Origin of the sequence: Chryseobacterium sp. 2987 (assembly GCF_031456375.1) — a bacterium.
Taxonomy (GTDB): Bacteria; Bacteroidota; Bacteroidia; order Flavobacteriales; family Weeksellaceae; genus Chryseobacterium; species Chryseobacterium vaccae.
Window position 1 is genome coordinate 454,071 of record NZ_JAVDUN010000002.1, and the last position, 20,681, is coordinate 474,751.

The window sequence follows — 20,681 nt, forward strand, 5'->3', positions numbered from 1 at the left end:
TTACCATTTGGCCAGTCTCTTCAGATAAGCCTGGACTGTATTTTCAAGTCCCATATACAAAGCTTCCGAAATAAGGGCGTGACCGATTGATACTTCGAGCAGATTGGGAACATGGTCTGCAAAATATTTTAAGTTTTCAAGACTAAGGTCATGCCCGGCATTGATTCCTAATCCATGTTCTGCTGCTACAACAGCAGTATCATAATAAGGTTTTACAGCCTGCTCTTTATTGGAAAGGTAATTTTTTGCGTAGGCTTCCGTGTACAGCTCAATTCTGTCTGCACCTGTTTTCGCAGCGTATTCTACCAGTTCCGGCATTGGATCAAGGAAAATTGAGGTACGGATTCCTGCATTTTTAAATTCAGCAATGATCTCCGTAAGCAAATCTAAGTGTTTTTTAGTATCCCATCCTGCATTGGAAGTGATGGCATCATCAGCATCAGGAACCAGTGTTACCTGTTCCGGCTTTACATCAAGCACCATATCAATAAAATGACGGTGCGGATTTCCTTCAATATTGAATTCTGTAGTTACCAAAGGTTTCAGATCGTAGACATCTTTTCTTGTTATATGTCTTTCGTCAGGTCTTGGATGGATGGTAATCCCCTGCCCTCCGAATTCCTGGATTTTAACCGCTGCCTCTGTTACACTTGGCGTATCGCCTCCTCTGGCATTTCTTAATGTTGCGATTTTATTGATGTTTACGCTTAATTTTGTCATATCTTTTTGGAAGTTGGAGATTAAATTCAGAACCGGGCAGTTACTCAATTCTCTATTTATTCTCTTATTTATTATCTTATTTATTATCTATGTTGCAGGGATTAACCCTCTGTTTTTATTACACCTTTACACTCACCTGCATCACCTGCAGATCAAATTCTTTTGAGGCCACCAGCAGATGGTCGAAAATGTCAGCCTGGATCTGTTCAAAATGTTCCCATTTCGAATCATTTGCAAAACAGTATACTTCGAGAGGCAGCCCCTGTGGTGTAATATCCAGCTGACGGACCATTTTAGCCCCGTTTTTATCAATGTCAGGGTCGTTTTCTATATATTTCTGGGCATAATATCTGAAAACCCCGATATTGGTAAGCTGCCTGCCGTTGATCGTTTTATCACTGTGCTTCAGACTTTCTTTTTCTTTTTTAATCTCCTGGGTTTTCTCGTCAATATAATCCGAGATCAGGTTGATTTCTTTCAGACGCTCAATATCTTCCTCTGTTAAAAATTTAAAGGAATTAATATTAAAGTAAATCGATTTTTTGATTCTCCTGGTATTTGACTCAGACATGATCTGCAAATTTTTGATCTCTGTGGTCAACAGGTCATAGGTAGGTATGGTAGAAACGGTCTTATCAAAATTGGTGATCTTTGTGGTCAGAAGACTTATTTCCGTAATATTTCCTTCGATGCTGTATTTCGGAATGCTTACCCAGTCCCCTACCTTCAGGTTTTTAGATGTCGCTACGTGTATGCCGGTTACAAATCCTAAAATAGTATCCCTGAAAACCAATACCAATACAGCGGTTATTGCCCCCAGACTTCCTACAATAGTTGTTCCTTTGATTCCGAAGATTACACAGATTCCAACTACGGAGAAGACAAAAATTCCTAAAATCTTTACAGTTTCCGAAATTGCATTCAGCGCCATGATCTTGTAGAAATCCTGCTTAATGGTAAAGTAGTTTCTGAAACCGGTTAATGAACGGTACAGCATTCCCGCAAGAATGAGCACCAGTCCTAAATTGACAGACCTGTTGATAAATGTGGTTGTCTTGGGCAGTGCGGTAGCCGGAAATATGGAAGGATGTATAGCTCCCACAACAAGAAGAGCGGCAAAATGAGCTACGGAATTTGTAATTTTAGACTGATAGATCGATCGTATCACCGGATATTTATCATCATTCCGGAAAAACCTGAAAATAAAATTGATAGTGAATTTAAAAATAAAATCCACAACTAAAAAAACAGCGCAAAGCAATGCCAGTTTCACAATAATATGAATCACCCAATCCAAACCGGCAGGGGTTACCTGACTGATATAGATGTAAAGCTGGTCGCTGATTTCCTGCAAAAAATTTTTGGTATCCTGAATTTCGTCTTTCATTACAGCAAATTTATAAAATTAAGAAGGATCATGTTACAATTCCCAATCAATTTTCATCCCAAATTCTTAAAATACTTCTGTAAATCTTCTTTTTTCCTATCTTGCATTTATATTTTTAAAGAATGGATACTACCTTAATTAACCTTCTATGCCTTATTTTATTGGTTCTGGGGATACTTGGAACTTTTCTTCCGATCCTTCCCGGACTTCTACTGAGCATTTGTGGGCTTCTGATTTATAAGTTCGGAACAGACTCTGATCTTCCCATGATTTATGTGTGGGCATTCGGAATTCTTACGGCAGCATCTGCAGTTTTAAGCTATGTGATTCCGGCCAGAACCAACAGAAAATACGGAGGTACACGCTGGGGAAGTATTGGCTCTATCATTGGAACCATTGTTGGATTATTCATTCCTATCCCTTTAGGCTTCCTGATTGGAATGTTTGCAGGTGTTTTTATCGGGGAACTGCTTCACGACAGCAAAGATATGAAAAAGGCCTTACAGTCAACCAAAGGAGCTTTTGTAGGATTTATTTACGGAACCGGTTTTAGTTTCGTAGTAGGTGTGGCAATGTTTTTGGTAGTAGTGTTAGATATGCTCGATATTATTTAAAATTAAAAAAGAGATTATGTTCCAGAAAGCCATCATATTAACCCTGGGAATGCTTGCCTTAGCCGGATGCAATGCCCAGAAGAAAGACAAAATTCCACCCAAAACAACAGAAACAAAAATGTCTGATCCTTCAGGAACCCAGCCTAAAGAACAGAAAGGGATTGTTTACCTGAATGAAGGGGAAAATAAATTTCTGGATGAATACCAGATGAATGTTACTTTTAAAGGAATTTCTGAAGACAGCCGCTGTCCTGAAGGGGTAAACTGCATCTGGGCCGGAGCTGCCGTAGCACAGGTGGAAGCAATGCTAACTACTTCCAGACCTATGGTTCTGAATCTGGCCACTTTAAATCATCCGGGGAAAAATTATCATCAGTCGGAAGTATTCAACGGATATGTGATTACGCTTGAAGAGGTAACGCCATATCCTAAATCTCAGGATGGAGCCAGGGCTCTTTCCGGAAAATACAGAATCGGCATCAGTATTAAAAAAGCAGACGAAACTTCAGTGCCTACCAAGAAATAGGCTTCTTTCCTTTTGACATCAGATATTTGTTGATTTTTGAAAAGGGTTTGCTTCCAAAAAATCCTCTGTGAACAGAAAACGGTGACGGATGCGCCGATTTTAAAATAAAATGCTTAGCCGGATCAATAAGTTCGGCTTTTTTTTGTGCAAAAGCACCCCAGAGTACAAAGACCACATTTTCTTTTTTGTCTGAGATCTCTTTGATCACGAAATCGGTGAACTTTTCCCATCCCAGATCTTTATGAGAGTTCGGAGTATGGGCCCGAACCGTTAAAGTGGCATTCAGAAGAAGAACTCCCTGTTTGCCCCAATCGTCCAGTTCTTTAGATGTTCTCACCACTCCAAGGTCATCTTTCAATTCGATGAAAATATTTTTAAGGGATGGCGGTGCCGTTACCTGTTCAGAAACAGAAAAACACAGACCATTGGCCTGATAATCATTATGATAAGGATCCTGCCCGATAATGACCACTTCAACATCATCAAAAGGAGTGATTTCCAGTGCTCTGAAAATCTGATCTTTCGGTGGAAATACCTTTGTGGCGGCATATTCCTGTTTTACTTTTTCCCAAAGGGTTTTAAAATATTCTGTATTTTTTATCGGGGCTAAAACTTCTGTCCAGGTCATGTGGGGAATTTGTGAATTTGAAAATGAGTTAATTTGAAAATTGGCGGGCGGTTATCAATTTTATTTTATTATTTATTACAATAATCGTATACTTTGTCCTTTGCTAAAATGATATGATTGATTATTCCTTTTCCGTAGTCGAAATAGACCTGTCTTTTTGCTACAATACTTGATCCTCCCAGGTTTTTATTCACCATCTGCACAGGAACAGGTGAATTGTTATCAAGAATCATCAGGGTCATGCTCCCGCCATCGGCAAGTTCAGTCTGATCGTATTTATCGTGTATCTCCGGATTATATTTTTCATCACAGCTGATCTCGGCAATATTACGGTTAACAATCTGGCTGTGCGGTTTAAATGCAGCGGCATTTACAGGAAGATCACAGACAATCACATGTTTATCTTTGTCATAGGTTCCTTTTTCCACTCCGAAATATTCATCCATATCTTCATCTTTTACATCCAAATAAACTTTGAAAACGGCCTGATTGCTCATGATATTATTTTTGTTATACCACATAAAAACCTGCAGGACAACAAAGAAAACAAGTACCAAAATAACAATAACGGTTAAAAACTTCTTCATGGTTTATCTGATAAAAGTTCAAATATAAATTAAAAAACAGGCAATATCAAATTTTTGAATAAATCATAGAATGCAGTGTTTACATCATTTAATTTCTCAGACTAAAAACAAGGTTGTGAGGAAATCCTTCATCTATTCTGCCTTCCATTAAAGTAAAGCCATGTTTTACAAGAAGGCCTTTCGAATTTTCATTATGCTTATTGGTCATTGCCAGAATTTCCTGAAAATGCAGGTCATTAAAAGCAACATTTAAAACGGCTTTCAATGCTTCCGACATGATTCCCTGCCTGTGATATTCCGGTAATAATTCATAACCGACTTCTGCCACAGTTCTGTCTTCAGAAAAATTCCAGAGACAAATCGTTCCGATCAGATTCGGTTGATCTTTTAGAGAAATCCCCCTATAAAATGTCTGATTGTTTTGAGTTCTCTCTTTAATGGTTAAAATAAACTGCAGGGCATCATAATTATTTTTCGGAGAATTTCTCTGAACAAATTGATTGGTGATTTCGTTGCTTCGGATTTTCAAAATATCTTCAACGTAGCTTTCGTTGATTTCTTTTAATTGTAATCTTTCAGTTTCCAGTTTCATTAATTCTGATCTAAATTTTTAGCTATATGATTAAATTTTTTCCAAGATCTTCAATTAATGAAGATCTCTGACTTTTGCTAAAGTCTTTTCAAGTCTGTCATAATCACCTTTCTGTCCAAAATTATCCGTTGAGGCTTTTGTTCCGATGATCATATTCTGGTTACAGCTAAAACATATTTTGGCTATCCCGCTTATTTTTCCCTCTTTTTTAAAGATTAACACATCTCTGTAAATAGGGGTACATTTCGAATAAATGTTATCAGAGGTAGTTTTTTCTCTAAAAACTTCATTGATTTCATCAAAATCTGATGGATTAATAATAAATTTTTTAAAACCAATTTTTTCCATATCATTCAGAAATTTCATATCCCTCAGGTTCTCCGGTGTATTTCCTGACAGCAATCCATTTGACAATCCATCTGGCGTTAATTGCTGAATACCGCTATGGTAATAATCAATTTCATCATATTCAAAAAATTTTTTTACAGTTGATTTTTTACAGCTTACAGCAAAGAAAAATAAAAACAGGAAAAACAGAGTTCTTTTCATAATTGAGGCAATATAAAGATGTATAAATAAAAGTAATCAAATTTTTTAAATTTCTCACTAAATTTGCAGTGTGTATATAGATAAAGAAGATTTAAACGAATTAGAGTTTCCGCAATTGCTCGCGGAAATCTCTCCATTTGCGTATTCTCCGAAAACGAGAGAAAAAATTCTTCAACTTCGTCCGATGGAAATTGACGAGGCGGAACTTTCATTGAAAAAAACGTCGGAATATCTTTCGAGTTTTGAAAGTTCAAATGCAATTCCGTTCGATGAATATGAAGATATTGAAAGTGAGCTGAAGCTCATGCTGATCGAGAATTATCGCCTGGAAAACAGTGCTTTCATCAAAATAAAAACCATCACGGAACAGATCGGAAAACTACAGAAGTTTTTCCCGACAATGCCCGAAACCTTCCCTAATTTAATGGAGGAAGCTTCTGTTCTGGAGTTCAGAAAAGAGATCATTGATAAGGTAGATAAGGTCTTTAACCGTTTTGGGGAAGTGAAAAGTGAAGCCTCTCCTATTTTAAAGGAACTGAGAACGGAAATCCAGCATGCTAAAAAAGCGATTCAGGAAAATTTCAACCGGGCCCTGTTCAATTACGGGCAGAGTGAATTTCTGGATGACATCCGCGAAAGTATTATTGAAGATCAAAGGGTTTTAGCAGTAAAGTCCGGATTTAAGAAAAGGGTTCCGGGAAGGGTTCTGGGAATTTCAAAAACGGGATCCATTACGTATATCCAGCCGGACAGTGTTGTGAAACATTATTTCAAGCTGCGCGAAAACGAAGAGGAAGAGAAAAAGGAAATTGACAAGATCCTTAGAAAACTTACTGCAGAACTGGCGGAATTCCAGCCTCAGCTCTGGAGATATCAGATGTATATTTTTGATCTTGACCTTACGAGAGCCAAAGCCAAGTTTGGTGAACTGGTGAACGGAATTCTTCCGAAGATTAACCGCCATAAAACGTTAAGGCTGAAAGATGCTTACCATCCTTTATTGTGGCTGAGAAATAAACAGGAAAAAAAGACGATCCATCCTCAGACCCTTGCCCTTACTGAACATAACCGAATCATCTGTATCTCAGGACCGAATGCCGGGGGGAAATCAATTACCCTGAAAACAGTGGGGCTGCTTCAGCTAATGATTCAGAGTGGTATTCTTGTTCCGGTACATCCGAGATCAGAAATGTTTTTCTTTGATAAGATCATGACGGATATCGGGGATAATCAATCCATCGAAAATCATCTGTCTACCTATTCTTCCAGACTGAAAAAGATGTCAGGAATCATTCGTGAAGCGGATGCAGAAACCCTGCTTCTTATTGATGAATTCGGAACAGGTTCGGATCCTGAATTGGGAGGAGCGCTGGCTGAAAGTTTCATGGAATATTTCTACGACAAGAAGAGTTTCGCTATTATTACCACGCACTATACGAATATCAAACTGGTGATTGAACAGCTTCCGAATGCTCAAAATGCTGCCATGCTTTTCAATGAAGAAACACTGGAACCGATGTATAAGCTGGAAGTGGGACAGGCAGGAAGCTCCTTTACTTTTGAAGTGGCAGAGAAGAACAGAATTCCAAGATTTATCATTCATGCTGCCAAGAAAAAGGTAGAGCATGATATCGTTAACCTGGATAAAACGATTGTAAAACTGCAGCAGGAAAAGTTTGAGGTTGAAAAACTGAAGTCTGATCTTGCTGAAAGAAAAGAATCTGTTGAAGATAAACGGGACAACCTTCAGAAGCTGAACGACCAGCTACAGCAGAAACTGTTCAATTTCCAGAAACTGTATGAAGAGGAACACCGCAAGCTTCAGTTTGGAAATAAGATTGAAACTTTCATCGACAGCTATACGAAAGGAAAATCCAGAAAAGACGTGGTGAAAGATTTCGTTAAATTGCTGGAACAGGAGAAATTCAGAAAGATTGGAGCAGATAAAGATGAATCAAAGCGTTTACAGGTTGTGAAAAGAAAGATCACCCAGCAGCTTAAAAAGGAAGAGGTTATCGAAAAGATTGCTGAAACTAATGAAAAGCTTGAGGAACAACGTAAAAGCGACCGTGCCATCTGGCTGAAAGTAGGACAGCGTGTACGAATCACTGGAAGTACCAGTGTAGGAACGATTGAGAAAATTTCCAGAAATAAAGTAATCGTAAACTACGGAACTTTTAAAACCACGATTGATTCAGAGGAACTGGAAAGAATTTAATGAGGAGAATCCTTGCCAAGATAAAGAACAGCACTGAATTTCAGTGCTGTTTTTATTTTTTAAACCATTAGGGTTCTGTTAAGAGTATGTGATAAATTCCTAAATTTGATTTTTTGTATTACATTCAAATCGTTGTTTAATTCACATTCTTTGTATTTTTCCTAAAGCAAAGATCATTTTTGAAACTGCTGATTTTAAGAGTTAAGATGAATTAAAGAAAAAATCATTTTTTTTATAAGCTAAAGATCTTAACGTGAAACCCGGCTTAATTCTAAAAACCTTAAAGAAATTTAAGGGTTAAAAATAAAATTCTTCAATTTAAACAAAATCTTATTTCTTTATAAATTTCAGGCGGGTTGTATGATCTTTGTCTTTTAATTGCAGGAAATAGACTCCTTTTGTAAGCCGGCTGATTGTAATTGTATTTCCTGAGACTTTCCCTTCAGCTGCTTTTTGTCCTGTTGCCGTATAAATTTCATATGATGCATTATCTGAAGACAATCCATCGATATTCAGAATGTCTGAAGCCGGGTTAGGATACATATTCAATTCATTTGACTTTACGTTTTCATTGACAGACAGTGAAGTATTGGTTAAATTTACTCCGTAATCTTCCACCTCTCCGTAAGTGAATGTTCCGCAAGCGTTTGAAGGCTGTGTCAGGCTGACCATCACTCTCATTGTTACTCCACATTGTGTAATTGCAGCCAAAGAAGGAACCGCAAATGAAGAAACGGCAGGAGTTGAAGAGTTAGCAGACTGTGTCATCACTTTTTCAGAGGCTTCAAAAACTCCATTGGCATTAAAATCTATCCAGGCTGTTACATTTACTGTACTTTGCGGAGCTGTCCAACCCAAGGCTACTGCAAGGGTATTGACAGGGCTTCCAACAGACAGCTGTACTCTTCTTGACGAATCATATCGGTAATCAGTATATTGGGAAGGTCCGGAAGAACTGTTCATCTGGGGCACTCCTCCGTAAGGAATGACTGTAACATTAGAGATATGCATAATACTTGAATCTGTAGATCCTGTGGAACAGTAATTAAGCCCTGTATAAAAAAATACAGAAGCTGAAAAAGGGGTATTTCCATCAGCAACCTGAACTTCGTAGGCCGTACAGGGGGTAAGAGAGGTAATCTGATAAGCAGCAGCTCCGGAAGTGACTACCGCCATTACCCATACAGAGTTACCTACAGGTCTGAATCTCACGTTATAACTGGTCGCGCCAGGTACCGGATCCCAGGTGACATCTGCTGAGGTTGCTCCGATATTAGATACCATAACATTAACAGGTGTTTTGAAGCTGTTTACGAAAATATCTTTTCCGGTAATTTTTGCGGCCTGAAGCAGCATTGTTCCTGTAGAAAGCAGGAGCATAAAAAGTAGTTTTTTTCTCATAGTCAATGGTTATTGAATTTTCACCTTAAAATTACACTAAAAAATCAAATATTTTTACATTTTTTAAAGCATGGGTCCTATATTATGGTTATATACAGACACTTTTCTTTGTATTTTTGAAATATGGATAAAAACATCAGGGTTCTCTGGATCTTTTATTACAAACTTCTGTTTCCGGCGGTATTATTTTCTCTGCTGGTTTGTTTTTTAAGTGGATTCAGCATTGGAAATTTCGGACTATGTTTTCTATTGATTCTTCCCCTGCTTCATTTTTTCATCTATGAAATAAGGTTAAAAGGTGAATATTTCTTTTATGCGAACTTTGGATTTTCAAGAATATTCCTCTGGGTCTTCACTTTATCATTAAGTTTAATTGTAAAAATGCTCTCAGGATTATGGTAAACAGGCTTCATGCAGACAGTATAACCCAATCTTTCGGCACCAAAAAAATTCTTCAGGATGTTTTTCTAAGCTGTGAAACCGGGAAAATCTCAGGAATTATCGGCCCGGCGGGCGGAGGAAAGTCTACGCTGCTCCAGATCATGTTCGGAACAATAAAAGGTGATACCCAGTTTATTAAATATAATGACACCATTCTCAAAACCCTGTCTGACCGGAAAAGCAGAATTGCTTACCTGCCTCAGCGTACTTTTTTCCTTCCGAAAAATATCAGGATAAAAAACTTAATTTCACTGTTCTGTAATGAAGAAAATAGGGAAAAACTTTATCATCTTAATATGATGAAACCCTTTTTAGAGGAGACAACCAGGGATCTTTCCGGGGGAGAAAAAAGAATCGTAGAAACACTACTTATCCTCTATTCTGAAGCTGATTTTATTTTGCTGGATGAACCTTTCAGCGGGATTTCTCCTAAATTCTGTGATGAAATGGAAAGAATCATCAAAAGGCAGTCAGCCTATAAAGGCATTATTATTTCTGATCACAATTATGAACCTCTATTCAGGATGGCTGATGATATTTACTTTCTCGCCCAAACCTATTTGAGAAAAATCAAAGATTTTGAAGAACTGAAACAATTTAATTATCTTCCGAAAAGTTTTTAATTTATATATTTGAGGGTCAAAAAAATTTCATCATGATTTCTGTAAACAAGGCATTGTATCTCTCCGCTTTCAGTATTTTTTCTTTAGCATTTGTTAAAGGGCAGAATAAAGTTCCTTTCGGTGTTGTAAAAGCTGAGGAAGGTTATGCCAATGTACGTGTACACAAAGAGGATTACAGAAAGATTGTAGATAAGATCCGTATGCGTAAAGGGGACGTGTTTGTTTATGTAAAACCGGCTCCGGGAGAAACGGAATGGATCTGGATTAAATATCCTGAAAAACAAGATGATGATAAACCTTTTGTAAGGTATGAAACCCTTGACAAAGAAGGAATGGTAAACAAAGGACGTATTTCTTTTGTTGATCAGCTTCCTGCTTTTACCCCTACCAAATCTAAAAACGGGAAATCTTTAATTTTCACAGACAACAGCAATCCTAAGATCCCTACCTCTCAAAGAACCAAAGTGGTGATTGATGTATATCCTTCCAACGCAAGCTATCGTAAGCAGGAAAAAGATGCTGACGGAAAAATTCTTACCATTGATAAAGTAAAGCCGTGGGGTATCAAAAATGAAATTCCAGAAGGAATGACTGAAATCAAATCAATCAGAGTACAGCAGCCGGGAAGAGGTTCTGTTTTTGTTCGTGAAGCGATTAAAAATATGTTCCAACCTACCATGGATTTCAACAATATTGGTGTAACCGCTCTTGATAACGACCATATCTATCTCTACATGATTAACGGATCCGGTGAAAACAGGTATACTACCCTCTGGACGATCAAGGAAGGAAGGGTAATGAGCCAGATCATTTATAATAATCCGGAATAATTGCTGTTTTTCTCTGTATTATCCTTATTTTTGCAACTGAAAAAGTTTTGTACTTATTCATCATAGAAACTGGTTCTGCTTTACGCAGATTAAAAGGGAACCGTGTGGAAATCACGGACTGTCGCGCAACTGTAAGTAACTGAATTTTTTATCAAAAGATCCACTGTGCAGGGCACGGGAAGGAGATAAAAGATGTTACAAGTCAGGAGACCTGCCTTTTCTTTAAACAAAAAACTTTCGCGATTTGAAGTTTATTGATCCGATGAATTGTTTCAGGAATTCCTATGATTCCTGTTATTGTTCTGTTGTTTTAATTTATTTCATCTCGCTTTAATTAATAATGAAATATGACTACAGAAGAAAGAATTGAAGCATCCGAAACCAGGATTTTTAAAGCGGTTTTCCCCAACACTACGAATCATTATGATACTCTTTTCGGAGGTACGGCCATGCAGCTGATGGATGAGGTAGCTTTTATTACGGCAACCCGTTTTGCCCGTAAAAGAGTGGTCACGGTAAGCAGCGACAAAATTGATTTTAAAAAGCCTATTCCTGCCGGTACGATTGTAGAACTGATCGGAAAAGTATCTTACGTCGGAAAGACCAGTATGAAGGTGAATGTAGAAATCTACACGGAACAGATGTATTCTTACGAAAGAGAAAGAGCAATTGTTGGTGATTTCACTTTTGTAGCGATCGATGAATTCAAGAAACCGATCCGTATTCTATAAAAGCATTCCATTGCCATAATTATTCAAGATAGGTATAGGACTCTTTGATGAGTTCTTCGGGGTACCCGTACATTTTCAAAATTCTTATGGCATTTGGTTTTTGATTGACTCCCTGGTTCAGCTGATAAGTAAACCTCAGTTTATCTTCCTGTATTTCTTCCGAAAAATAGTACAAGGCATAATTATTTTTTTCCAGGAAATGGGCTATTTCCAGATCATGGGTGGTAATGCAGATTAAGTTTCGCTCAGAGTTCATGGCTTTTAAAACAGCTTTACTTATGGCTATTCTTTCTTTGGTTCCCGTACCTTTAAAAATTTCATCAATCAGGATCAGATTAAAACCTTCTTTTTCATTAAAGAAATCTTTGATTCTTAATACTTCTTCCAGATAATAACTTTTGTTTTCATTAATGTCGTCTTTAATTGAAATTGAGGTTAAGATCTTCATGAAAGGAGCTTCATAAGCATCTGCAAAGCAAAATCCGAATAGCTGAGCCATCAGTGCATTAACAGCCAGGCTTCTCATAAAGGTTGTTTTACCGGACATATTTGATCCCGTAAGAACAATACCGGAATCTGAAATATGCAGATCATTTTTCACACAGTCATCAATCAGAGGATGATAAATTTTCTCTGCCTTTATTTCTTTCTTTTCACTGAAAACCGGTCTGCAAACCGTATATTGATGCTTAATTTCAGAGAGGGTTACAGCAGTATCGATTTTACCGATATATTCATAAATTTTCAGCAGATTGTCTTTGGAAGCATTCAGAATATTTACGTTCCTGCTGAATCCGAAAATCTCCAGATTGCAGGTGATCCTGGCAATTTCCAGTAATAACCAGAAAACGATCAGAAACTCATTTTTCGCCAATTGTTGTGCTGCATTTGCCGACCATATGACCCGCACTAATCTTTTGAGATCAATGGTCTTATATTCTTCCGCCAGAGCCTTTGTTTTGCTTATATTTTTCGCTACTATAATGGCAGTATATAATCTGGAAATAATCGCATTGTAATATTCCACATAGCTTTTATTGGCATAATGAAAATAAGCATTGACTAAAAACAAGGGAACAATAAATCCGAGAACAGGCTTCACAAAAATACCGCAGACCAGGATAATACAGAGTAAGGTGAGTGAAAGTTTTGCGTAATTAAGGTATTTCTGATTAATAAAAATTCTGTTTTCAATCAGATCAATGATTTCATAATCATGAAATTTATTCAGTTTTTCGAGTTCTTTCTCAATAATATCCGTTTTATTTTCACTGCAGTAGTCCATGTAATGGTCAAAGAAAGGATCTTTATTTTGAGGGATGATCCTCAGTTTGGAGTAAAAATACTGCCTCCCTATTTTGGATTTTGTCTGATCCAGTTTAAAAAAGAGGAAATCAAGATTTAAATCTTCAGCCGTTTCATCCGGAATATTCTGAAATACTCTATTATCATGGCTTTTAAACAGATAATATTTCCTTATAGAACTTAAATCAAAATCCATTTTTATTTTAATTAGACTTTAAAATAGTTGAATCGTTACAAGGGATTTCTTAAGTAGAAGAGATTATAAATTTTGAGGAAAAAGTTTCGGGCGGCCTCCGGCCGCCCGAAACTCTCTATTAAAATACAAAAAAACAACTGTCGTTATTTTTTGACTATTTTTTTAGTTGTGCTCAATCCGTCTTTAAAATTGATTCTCAGAAAGTAAATTCCGGAAGACAGGTTACTCACATCTATTTTATTGTCCATTAATCCTGAGTTGTTCATTCTTCTTCCGTTTAGATCTAATATATCCACAGAATTCACAGAACGTTTGCTTGTGATTGTAACAAAATCAGAAGCAGGATTAGGAGAAACTTCTGCATCTCCGATTGTTTTTACTTCTGCTACTCCTAAATTCTGACCAATCAGCGTAAGAATAGGCTTGTACTTTTTAGACTGTGCCTGGGTTGTGGAGGTAGAAGACGGTCCTGTATAGTTCATCGGAGGGTTGGCAGGATCAGGATTGTCATCATCATTCCTGTTGATGAGTGTCATATCCTCGGTATAATCGGCAGTCTGGTAGAAGGGATAATTTGATCCGTCATCTCCTGGCAGATTCTCATCCACCGTAATCACAAGATTATCTGTACCATTGTAGGAAAATGGGGTATCTAAAATAAGTGTAATTTCATTTCCATTGATGGAAACACTTCCGCTTGTAAGTGATTTTTGCTGCTGTGCTATAGGAATCCATCCTGCTCCGGTGGTGCTTACGGTATTCTGGAATCCATTCAAAGCGGTGTGACCGATCCAGACCTCTATTTCTCCTGTATTATTCAATGCAGACGGAGCCGTTTTTGTATAGAATTTTAATTGCTGAATCATCATCGGACCTCCGATCTCACTGGCTAGATAAAGCTGCTGAGACAAACTGTATCCATAATAAATCGATATAGGAGCTGATAAGCCTACGTTGGAATCAACTCTCGTTCCTGAACCTATTGTTACCTGCGAATAAGAAAGACTTGCAGCCAACAAACTAATAAATAGTAATTTTTTCTTCATAATAATCCTTTTTATAAATATTTTACCTAAATGTACGAATATTAAACATATACGGAATTAAAAAATCAAATAATTCACCAAATCAACAATAAAACTGAGATTGATTTGTATTATACATTAAATTCTCTTACCCAATAAAAAAAGCACTGCTCAATTCTGAACAGTGCTATCATTTTTTATAGAAAAACAGGGTTATTTTAGAACCTTTTCTGTTTCCAGACTTCTGCTTAACAGGAGTTCAAAAGCCTCACCCATTTCATCTGAGGCTCTGGTAATAGCTGTTTCCAGCATGTTTCTGATTTGCTTTTCTGTCACACCAGCTTCTGTCCAGCTTTTTCCTGAGGTATGAGAATTCAGAATAAAAGGCATAATCCGGTCTATAGAGCAGGCAAATATGGCATCCGGAGTTTTTTCTTCTTCAAATTCAAGCCACAGGTTAAAAAACTCTGTACGCAATGGCTCATCCAGAATACCAAAAATCTTCTGTGCTGAAATTTTTTCTCTTTCAAATTTCCCTACCATGGCCTGTTCGTCAAAAAGGAAAGTGTCTCCGGCTTCAATTTCCACCAGATCATGAATAGAAAGCATTCTGATCACTCTCAACAGATCTATACCGGCACGGTTTTTCGCATAGGGATACAGGATCTGCGCCAGAATAATAATCTGCCATGAGTGTTCAGCTGTATTTTCTCTTCTGGAATCGTCTGCGTTATAATTTCTTCTCTGTACATTTTTCAGGGCATCTACTGCCAGGATAAAATCAATCTCCTTCTGTATTTTCATCTTACTTTATAATTATCATTTTATTCGGTAGTTTTTTTCACTATCCATTTATTTTTCACTTTCTTTTTTACGGTAATTTTTACGACTTCATGAGTGTGGTCCTCGATCTTTTCATAGACCAATACAATTCCTTTTCTGGGAACTACTTCATATTCGTAAGTATAATAAACAGGACCGGATCTGGCAAAGGTGCTCAACCTTTTGTTCTTTTCATCCACTCCAAACATTCCCTGGTATCCGCTTGCCAATTCTGTAAGTTCTGCACTGGGTACGAACTGCATTTTTGTTGAGTTAAAAACATAAACATCATACGAAGGGCTTCCGTAATTTCCTCCGCTGCCATTTCTCACCGCTACATCTTCTGTTCCGTCAAAATTGAAATCACCAAAATATAAAGGTTCATCACGCAGCATTTCATGGGTAATCGTCATGATACCTTTGAAAGGTTTAAAGTTCTCCTTAAAATAAAATCTAAGGTCTGGTGACTGAAACGACTGTTTTTTATTTCCGTTTTTATCAAATAAGATCACAGTCCCTTTCCCTCTGCATCCATCATCCACGCATTCTTCTACCATAATTTCGGCATTGTATTTTGGGGAGGCATCCTTGATTTCAAAGTGATGCTGTCCGAAACATAAAGGCCCCAGCAGCGCTAAAGGAGACAATAAACGGTAAATAAAATAAATATTTGTCATTTGGATAATGGTATTTACACTAAAAAAGCATCAAACAAAAATACAAATCATTAGCCTATTTTGACATTTCCGGATCGTATTTTAACCTAATTTAATTTTAACAAAATTATCGATTAAAAATTATTAAACTGATTATCAATTACTTATAATATTTATTTAAAAAATTTCACTACTTTGTATTGCATAATACCATTTTAATTACATATCTTTGTAATGTAAAATCAGAATAGAATCATCTAGCTAGGCTTTTATTCTGAAACTATATAACTAATTAACAAAACTTATTAAAGATGAATACCGAAAATACCAAAGCGCAGATGCGAAAAGGAATTCTGGAATTCTGTATTTTAAGTCTCATCAATCACCGCGAAATGTATGTTTCCGACCTTATAGATGAGCTAAAAAAAGGAAAACTGGATGTAGTGGAAGGAACCCTCTACCCTCTCCTTACAAGACTTAAAAATGGCGAGTTCTTATCCTACAGATGGGAAGAATCTACAGGAGGACCGCCAAGGAAATATTATCAGATCACCGAAAAAGGAAAGCTTTTCCTGGATGAACTTCAGAATACATGGAATGAGTTGACCACTTCAGTAAACCATATCACTCAAAAAAATTAAAAAAACAAAGCTATGAACAAGACACTCTCAATAGGACTCGCAGGTTTTTCTTTTACTATAGAAGAACACGCATATATAAAGCTAAGCGATTACCTGAATGCACTGAGAAGCTCACTGGATGCTTCAGAAGCGGATGAGGTAATGCATGACATAGAAATCAGAATGGTGGAAATTTTCAGAGATTCTCTTGGAAAACGTGAAGTGATCAACGATACCGATGTAGAAAAGGTAATCGCACAGATCGGGAGCCCAGAAAAAATTGAAGAGCAGGAAGAAGCTTACTATTCTGAAAAGAGCACCAAAAAAACCTATCAGTCAGGAACTGAATATACTGATAAAAAGCAGTTATTCCGTGATCCTGAAAGACAAAAGATTGCAGGAGTTTGCGCAGGTCTTGCCCACTATGTAGGAATGGACATTACGGCAATGAGAGCTATCTGGTTAGGAATCTTTGTACTGGGGATCTTTACAGCAGCCATCTCTTCTTCTCTGATCGGACTTCTTTATGTTATTCTTTGGATTGTACTTCCAAAAGCTGAAACAGCAGCAGATTTCCTGAAAATGAAGGGAAAGCCTATGAACTTCGACAATCTTAAGAATGAGTCTAATAAATTGGTACAGTTTGCCAATGAATCTACTCAGAGGGTCGGAGAAATGTACAACGAGACCAAACCTTACATCAACAATGCCGGGAGCGGAATCTGGAATGTACTGAAATATATCGTAGGAGGTATCTTCGTTCTGATGGCGGTAAGCAGCATCATAGGAATCTTCGTAGTCTTCGGACTTTTCGGAACAGGTGCAGATTTCCCTGGAGCCAATAAAATGGAGTTTTACATGGGTGAAAACGGACTTGATAAAATCCTGGTTGCGATCATGGTATTAGGAAGTTTAATCCCGGCCATCATCTTCAGCTTATTAAGCATCAAGATATTTTCTCCAAAAACAAAACTGAGAAATATAGGATGGGTATTGGGAGGTATATTCCTTTTACTTCTGGGACTGGGATCCTATTTCGGAGTAAGCATGGCTAAGAAAAACCTGATCTATAAAGGAAGCAAGGAAGACACTGAAAATATCGCGATCAATACAACATCAGATACTTTATATGTAGATGTAAAACAGGTAAGCATCCCTCAAAGCTTCAAAGCCTATGATGATGATATTTATTCTGACAAGAGAACGGTATATGAAGAAGACTATATCTATGTAGAAGTAACAAGAAAACCGGATATTAAAACACCATACCTGATCATCAAAAAAGAAGGAAGCGGCTATAACGTTCCTGTTCAGGTGACGGTACCTGTAGAAGTAGTGGATAACAAAATAATCCTTCCAAACTACATCAAGTATCCTTACGAGCACAGATTCAGAAATTACAGAGTAAATTATGAATTGGTAATTCCTCAGAATGCAGTAGTGATTCCGGTGAAAAATGACAGAATTGATTTCGATGGAGATCTGAACGGAGACGGTATTAATGATGATGATCAGGACAAAGATGAGCACGGAAAAATCAGAATCGAAAAGAATAAGATCTCTGTGAACGGCTCTACCATTGAATACAATTCCGATGATAAAGACAGCGTCATCATCAACGGAAAAAAAGTTCCAAGCTCTCAGGCTGACCAGGTAATCGATTCTATGAAGTCCAGCATCAAAAAAATGAATAAAGATGTAGACATCAAGATCAAAGACGGAAAAAATGAAATTTCCATACAAACTAAATAATTAACTTCAGAGAGTGCAGAAGGTGTGAAGGAAGAGCAACCGTTTGAAATTCACACTCTTCTTCTCTCAGAAAGAGAAAAAAAGATAAATATTTAGTTCGCTATGTTAAAAAAAAGTTATAAATTCGTGTAGTTAAAATAATTAACCAAATCAATTAAAAAAATACCCTAACCATGGTACAAGTAGCACTAGAAATTGTAATAAAAATCGTAGATTTCATCAGCGGTTTGTTTTAAGAGCGATAATATTTCAATATATTTGTAAAGTATAACCACTTTGGTTATACTTTTTTGTTTTTAATCCAACGATTTATGAAAAAACTGATAGGTAAATTAATGCTTAAGATCCTGGGCTGGAAAGTTGTCCTTCAGGGCGATGTCAACAGTCTGAACAGATGTATTCTGGTAGTGGCTCCCCACACCCATAATATGGAATATCTGCTGGGAAATCTTGCCTATTGGTCTTTAGAAAAACCGTTGAAAATCATCATTAAAGACGCTCACACCAAAGCATGGTACGGAAGTGTCGTAAAAGGATTGGGCGGAATCGGGATCGACAGAAGTCAGAAAAATGACCTCGTCAATTTCGTTGCCAAACAATTTGAAAAAGAAGATTTCAGTCTTGTCATTACCCCTGAAGGCACCCGAAGCTGGGTTCCGAAATGGAGAAAAGGATTCTACCACATGGCGTTAGCTGCTAAAGTTCCTATTGTTTTGGCTGCCGGCGACTTTAAAAGAAATATTGTCTATTTGGGGTACACCATTCCTTACGAAAGAATAGCCTCTGTTCCTTTTGCAGAGATTATGCAGGAGATTCAGGATTATTACGTTAAAAATGACATTGTACCGAAAATACAGGCCAACTGGAATCCTGATATTATGGGAAGCGGGCAGGAAGAAACTAAAAGTTAGAAGTTAACAAATCAGCAAGTACTTATTGACATGTATACTAAAGATAAAACGAAAGAAGAGATATTAGCATTTCTAAACAGCTGGGGCGGAGAAGTTACTTTAGCCAAAAATGTGGAAATAAAATTCATTGATATTGATCTGGAAAATGAAACCCTTACAGCCACGATGCCTGTTCAGCCAAAAGTTCATCAGCCATTTGGAATTTTGCATGGAGGCGCAAGCTGTGTTCTGGCAGAAACAATGGGGTCAAGCCTGTCTAATCTTTTCATTGACGGTGAAAAATATTATGGTGTAGGTACCAATATCAATTCCAATCATTTAAGAAGTAAAAAAGACGGAATGGTAACAGCTGTAGCCAGATTCATCAGAAAAGGAAAAACCATGCATGTCTCTGAAATTGAGATCCGTGATGAAAAAGGAACACTCATCAATCATACCACGATGACCAACAATATTATCAACAGATAAATTTCAACTCCTATAAAAAATAAAAGACTCAAAATATTGGGTCTTTTTTTATATACTTGCTGCAACCTTTTTAATTTTCTGCATCTTATAAGAAAAAAGAACTATGAAAACATTATTTATTCCTTTCTTATTCGTGTTAAGCCTGTTCGTATCCTGCAGCGATGCTAAAGATGATCAGGAACTGTCAGAAAAAACAGTTTCATATGATGTATACGTGGCCGGAAGAGAAAACAATACTGCCTGCTACTGGAAAAACGGGCAGAAAACCAACCTCGCAGATGGCACCAACATCACTCCGTCAAAAATCATCGTGGAAAATAACCATGTGTTTTTGAAAATAATGTCTTCTGGAAAGATAATATAAAGACAGATATCAGGCAGTATCTTGCGGTTCCAGCTGCACTTGTATTAAGAATCCGTGAATTTTATGTGAAAGACGGAGATGTTTATTTACTGGGGTATGTAGAAGATCCCAACCCTGTCAATCCCTCACAAAGATACCAGCTCTGCTATTGGAAAAACGGAGCCAAAACAATTGTTTCCTACGATCCGGGAGAAATGGTTTATAATAACTCCAATTATTCAATGACCATTTTTCAGTCTGTGGTATATGTTTCGGGACATCAGAAAATCAACGGAACCGTTAATTTCGGTTATTTCAAAAACGGAACATTCTATCCCGTTGCCACCGGATACCAGACTAATGCAATATCATCCAACACTTCCAGCATTTACCTTTCCGGAAACAATTTTTACAAAAACTTACTTACGGGAACAGAAACTCATCTCACTCCGGTACCCGACGCATTCAATGCTTCATCCAATAAAATACTAATAGATAACAATGATGTATATCGGATGGCCTTAAAAAAATATTATAAAAACGCTAATGAAGTATCTGTAAACTGGTCTACATTCCATGGCATAGCAGATATGAAAGCCCTGAATGAAAACATTTATATGATCAGATGGCTGGATGGTTCAAATTTGACTTATAAAGTATATATCAATGATGTGGAGACCCAAAGTATAGCGAGTGGCGGCAGTTTTAGCTCCATCTTTGTTGTGCAGAATTAAAT

Annotated in this window: 23 protein-coding genes and 1 riboswitch; of the genes, 12 read left to right on the forward strand and 11 right to left on the reverse strand. The window is 37.2% G+C overall.

The features are described from left to right. Together J2Y40_RS07055 and J2Y40_RS07060 are read right to left on the reverse strand one after the other, a co-directional pair. Nucleotides 1-720 carry a pyridoxine 5'-phosphate synthase gene (locus tag J2Y40_RS07055; RefSeq protein ID WP_153399283.1) on the reverse strand — a complete coding sequence of 240 codons (720 nt, stop codon included), beginning with the start codon at nt 718-720 and terminating at the stop codon, nt 1-3. 118 nt (nt 721-838) lie between these two features. Further along, on the reverse strand, nt 839-2,107 hold the full coding sequence (locus J2Y40_RS07060; RefSeq protein ID WP_153399281.1) for a mechanosensitive ion channel family protein: 1,269 nt from the start codon (nt 2,105-2,107) through the stop codon (nt 839-841). Nucleotides 2,108-2,229: 122 nt separating this feature from the next. On the opposite strand from J2Y40_RS07060, the gene J2Y40_RS07065 reads away from it, so the two are divergent. Both J2Y40_RS07065 and J2Y40_RS07070 read left to right on the forward strand, forming a co-directional pair. Next, nucleotides 2,230-2,721 (forward strand): DUF456 domain-containing protein, encoded by a 492-nt coding sequence (locus J2Y40_RS07065; protein WP_153399279.1) that lies wholly within the window; start codon nt 2,230-2,232, stop codon nt 2,719-2,721. A gap of 16 nt (nt 2,722-2,737) precedes the next feature. Then, nucleotides 2,738-3,247: a hypothetical protein gene (locus J2Y40_RS07070; RefSeq protein WP_153399277.1), complete on the forward strand. Its 510-nt coding sequence runs from the start codon at nt 2,738-2,740 to the stop codon at nt 3,245-3,247. Here J2Y40_RS07070 and J2Y40_RS07075 read toward each other — a convergent pair. The 4 genes from J2Y40_RS07075 to J2Y40_RS07090 all read right to left on the reverse strand — a co-directional run bounded on the left by J2Y40_RS07075 (nt 3,234) and on the right by J2Y40_RS07090 (nt 5,603). Continuing rightward, entirely contained in the window at nt 3,234-3,875 is a 642-nt protein-coding gene (locus tag J2Y40_RS07075; RefSeq protein ID WP_309998039.1) for a uracil-DNA glycosylase, read from the reverse strand. The two genes, J2Y40_RS07070 and J2Y40_RS07075, sit on opposite strands and share 14 nt — an antisense overlap. A gap of 68 nt (nt 3,876-3,943) precedes the next feature. Further along, the gene (locus J2Y40_RS07080; RefSeq protein WP_309998041.1) at nt 3,944-4,462 is read right to left on the reverse strand and encodes a hypothetical protein; all 519 of its coding nucleotides are present in this window, start codon (nt 4,460-4,462) and stop codon (nt 3,944-3,946) included. Nucleotides 4,463-4,550: 88 nt separating this feature from the next. Then, on the reverse strand, nt 4,551-5,054 hold the full coding sequence (locus tag J2Y40_RS07085; protein ID WP_309998043.1) for a GNAT family N-acetyltransferase: 504 nt from the start codon (nt 5,052-5,054) through the stop codon (nt 4,551-4,553). Between the two features lie 54 nt (nt 5,055-5,108). Next, nucleotides 5,109-5,603 (reverse strand): hypothetical protein, encoded by a 495-nt coding sequence (locus J2Y40_RS07090; protein ID WP_309998046.1) that lies wholly within the window; start codon nt 5,601-5,603, stop codon nt 5,109-5,111. Between the two features lie 70 nt (nt 5,604-5,673). On the opposite strand from J2Y40_RS07090, the gene J2Y40_RS07095 reads away from it, so the two are divergent. After that, the gene (locus J2Y40_RS07095) at nt 5,674-7,821 is read left to right on the forward strand and encodes an endonuclease MutS2 (protein ID WP_153399267.1); all 2,148 of its coding nucleotides are present in this window, start codon (nt 5,674-5,676) and stop codon (nt 7,819-7,821) included. 330 nt (nt 7,822-8,151) lie between these two features. On the opposite strand, the gene J2Y40_RS07100 is transcribed toward J2Y40_RS07095, so the two are convergent. Next, nucleotides 8,152-9,222, reverse strand: a complete 1,071-nt coding sequence (locus J2Y40_RS07100) for a GEVED domain-containing protein (RefSeq protein WP_153399265.1) — start codon at nt 9,220-9,222, stop codon at nt 8,152-8,154. Between the two features lie 395 nt (nt 9,223-9,617). Between J2Y40_RS07100 and J2Y40_RS07105 the strand changes: the two genes are divergently transcribed. The 3 genes from J2Y40_RS07105 (at nt 9,618) to J2Y40_RS07115 (ending at nt 11,847) form a co-directional block, all read left to right on the forward strand. Further along, nucleotides 9,618-10,286: an ATP-binding cassette domain-containing protein gene (locus tag J2Y40_RS07105; RefSeq protein WP_153399263.1), complete on the forward strand. Its 669-nt coding sequence runs from the start codon at nt 9,618-9,620 to the stop codon at nt 10,284-10,286. A 32-nt stretch (nt 10,287-10,318) separates the two neighbouring features. Further along, nucleotides 10,319-11,116 (forward strand): hypothetical protein, encoded by a 798-nt coding sequence (locus J2Y40_RS07110; RefSeq protein ID WP_231128773.1) that lies wholly within the window; start codon nt 10,319-10,321, stop codon nt 11,114-11,116. A gap of 53 nt (nt 11,117-11,169) precedes the next feature. Beyond that, nucleotides 11,170-11,350, forward strand: a riboswitch (cobalamin riboswitch). Nucleotides 11,351-11,463: 113 nt separating this feature from the next. After that, the gene (locus J2Y40_RS07115) at nt 11,464-11,847 is read left to right on the forward strand and encodes an acyl-CoA thioesterase (RefSeq protein ID WP_153399259.1); all 384 of its coding nucleotides are present in this window, start codon (nt 11,464-11,466) and stop codon (nt 11,845-11,847) included. A 19-nt stretch (nt 11,848-11,866) separates the two neighbouring features. Here J2Y40_RS07115 and J2Y40_RS07120 read toward each other — a convergent pair whose 3' ends face one another. The 4 genes from J2Y40_RS07120 to J2Y40_RS07135 form a co-directional block, all read right to left on the reverse strand. Continuing rightward, nucleotides 11,867-13,348, reverse strand: coding sequence for a MutS-related protein (locus tag J2Y40_RS07120; protein ID WP_153399257.1), 1,482 nt, complete (start codon nt 13,346-13,348; stop codon nt 11,867-11,869). A gap of 143 nt (nt 13,349-13,491) precedes the next feature. Next, a complete protein-coding gene (locus J2Y40_RS07125; protein ID WP_309998052.1) occupies nt 13,492-14,394 on the reverse strand; it encodes a T9SS type A sorting domain-containing protein in 903 nt (300 codons plus the stop codon). A gap of 192 nt (nt 14,395-14,586) precedes the next feature. Further along, a complete protein-coding gene (locus tag J2Y40_RS07130; protein ID WP_309998056.1) occupies nt 14,587-15,177 on the reverse strand; it encodes an HD domain-containing protein in 591 nt (196 codons plus the stop codon). Nucleotides 15,178-15,197: 20 nt separating this feature from the next. Then, on the reverse strand, nt 15,198-15,872 hold the full coding sequence (locus J2Y40_RS07135; RefSeq protein WP_309998058.1) for an XAC2610-related protein: 675 nt from the start codon (nt 15,870-15,872) through the stop codon (nt 15,198-15,200). A gap of 290 nt (nt 15,873-16,162) precedes the next feature. Between J2Y40_RS07135 and J2Y40_RS07140 the strand changes: the two genes are divergently transcribed. From J2Y40_RS07140 to J2Y40_RS07165, 6 genes are all read left to right on the forward strand, one after another. After that, nucleotides 16,163-16,492: a PadR family transcriptional regulator gene (locus tag J2Y40_RS07140; protein WP_153399250.1), complete on the forward strand. Its 330-nt coding sequence runs from the start codon at nt 16,163-16,165 to the stop codon at nt 16,490-16,492. A gap of 12 nt (nt 16,493-16,504) precedes the next feature. Next, a complete protein-coding gene (locus J2Y40_RS07145) occupies nt 16,505-18,223 on the forward strand; it encodes a PspC domain-containing protein (RefSeq protein WP_153399248.1) in 1,719 nt (572 codons plus the stop codon). 311 nt (nt 18,224-18,534) lie between these two features. Continuing rightward, nucleotides 18,535-19,134 carry a 1-acyl-sn-glycerol-3-phosphate acyltransferase gene (locus J2Y40_RS07150; protein ID WP_153399247.1) on the forward strand — a complete coding sequence of 200 codons (600 nt, stop codon included), beginning with the start codon at nt 18,535-18,537 and terminating at the stop codon, nt 19,132-19,134. Between the two features lie 30 nt (nt 19,135-19,164). Continuing rightward, a complete protein-coding gene (locus J2Y40_RS07155; protein WP_153399245.1) occupies nt 19,165-19,602 on the forward strand; it encodes a PaaI family thioesterase in 438 nt (145 codons plus the stop codon). 103 nt (nt 19,603-19,705) lie between these two features. Next, nucleotides 19,706-19,966, forward strand: coding sequence for a hypothetical protein (locus J2Y40_RS07160; RefSeq protein WP_309998062.1), 261 nt, complete (start codon nt 19,706-19,708; stop codon nt 19,964-19,966). 65 nt (nt 19,967-20,031) lie between these two features. Beyond that, nucleotides 20,032-20,679, forward strand: coding sequence for a hypothetical protein (locus tag J2Y40_RS07165; protein ID WP_309998064.1), 648 nt, complete (start codon nt 20,032-20,034; stop codon nt 20,677-20,679). Nucleotides 20,680-20,681: the final 2 nt, after the last annotated feature.

Coding starts and splice junctions, on each gene's coding strand:
- J2Y40_RS07055 (WP_153399283.1), bottom strand. CDS start 720: ATGACAAAATTAAGCGTAAACATCAATAAAATCGCAACATTAAGAAAT.
- J2Y40_RS07060 (WP_153399281.1), bottom strand. CDS start 2,107: ATGAAAGACGAAATTCAGGATACCAAAAATTTTTTGCAGGAAATCAGC.
- J2Y40_RS07065 (WP_153399279.1), top strand. CDS start 2,230: ATGGATACTACCTTAATTAACCTTCTATGCCTTATTTTATTGGTTCTG.
- J2Y40_RS07070 (WP_153399277.1), top strand. CDS start 2,738: ATGTTCCAGAAAGCCATCATATTAACCCTGGGAATGCTTGCCTTAGCC.
- J2Y40_RS07075 (WP_309998039.1), bottom strand. CDS start 3,875: ATGACCTGGACAGAAGTTTTAGCCCCGATAAAAAATACAGAATATTTT.
- J2Y40_RS07080 (WP_309998041.1), bottom strand. CDS start 4,462: ATGAAGAAGTTTTTAACCGTTATTGTTATTTTGGTACTTGTTTTCTTT.
- J2Y40_RS07085 (WP_309998043.1), bottom strand. CDS start 5,054: ATGAAACTGGAAACTGAAAGATTACAATTAAAAGAAATCAACGAAAGC.
- J2Y40_RS07090 (WP_309998046.1), bottom strand. CDS start 5,603: ATGAAAAGAACTCTGTTTTTCCTGTTTTTATTTTTCTTTGCTGTAAGC.
- J2Y40_RS07100 (WP_153399265.1), bottom strand. CDS start 9,222: ATGAGAAAAAAACTACTTTTTATGCTCCTGCTTTCTACAGGAACAATG.
- J2Y40_RS07105 (WP_153399263.1), top strand. CDS start 9,618: ATGGTAAACAGGCTTCATGCAGACAGTATAACCCAATCTTTCGGCACC.
- J2Y40_RS07110 (WP_231128773.1), top strand. CDS start 10,319: ATGATTTCTGTAAACAAGGCATTGTATCTCTCCGCTTTCAGTATTTTT.
- J2Y40_RS07115 (WP_153399259.1), top strand. CDS start 11,464: ATGACTACAGAAGAAAGAATTGAAGCATCCGAAACCAGGATTTTTAAA.
- J2Y40_RS07120 (WP_153399257.1), bottom strand. CDS start 13,348: ATGGATTTTGATTTAAGTTCTATAAGGAAATATTATCTGTTTAAAAGC.
- J2Y40_RS07125 (WP_309998052.1), bottom strand. CDS start 14,394: ATGAAGAAAAAATTACTATTTATTAGTTTGTTGGCTGCAAGTCTTTCT.
- J2Y40_RS07130 (WP_309998056.1), bottom strand. CDS start 15,177: ATGAAAATACAGAAGGAGATTGATTTTATCCTGGCAGTAGATGCCCTG.
- J2Y40_RS07135 (WP_309998058.1), bottom strand. CDS start 15,872: ATGACAAATATTTATTTTATTTACCGTTTATTGTCTCCTTTAGCGCTG.
- J2Y40_RS07140 (WP_153399250.1), top strand. CDS start 16,163: ATGAATACCGAAAATACCAAAGCGCAGATGCGAAAAGGAATTCTGGAA.
- J2Y40_RS07145 (WP_153399248.1), top strand. CDS start 16,505: ATGAACAAGACACTCTCAATAGGACTCGCAGGTTTTTCTTTTACTATA.
- J2Y40_RS07150 (WP_153399247.1), top strand. CDS start 18,535: ATGAAAAAACTGATAGGTAAATTAATGCTTAAGATCCTGGGCTGGAAA.
- J2Y40_RS07155 (WP_153399245.1), top strand. CDS start 19,165: ATGTATACTAAAGATAAAACGAAAGAAGAGATATTAGCATTTCTAAAC.
- J2Y40_RS07160 (WP_309998062.1), top strand. CDS start 19,706: ATGAAAACATTATTTATTCCTTTCTTATTCGTGTTAAGCCTGTTCGTA.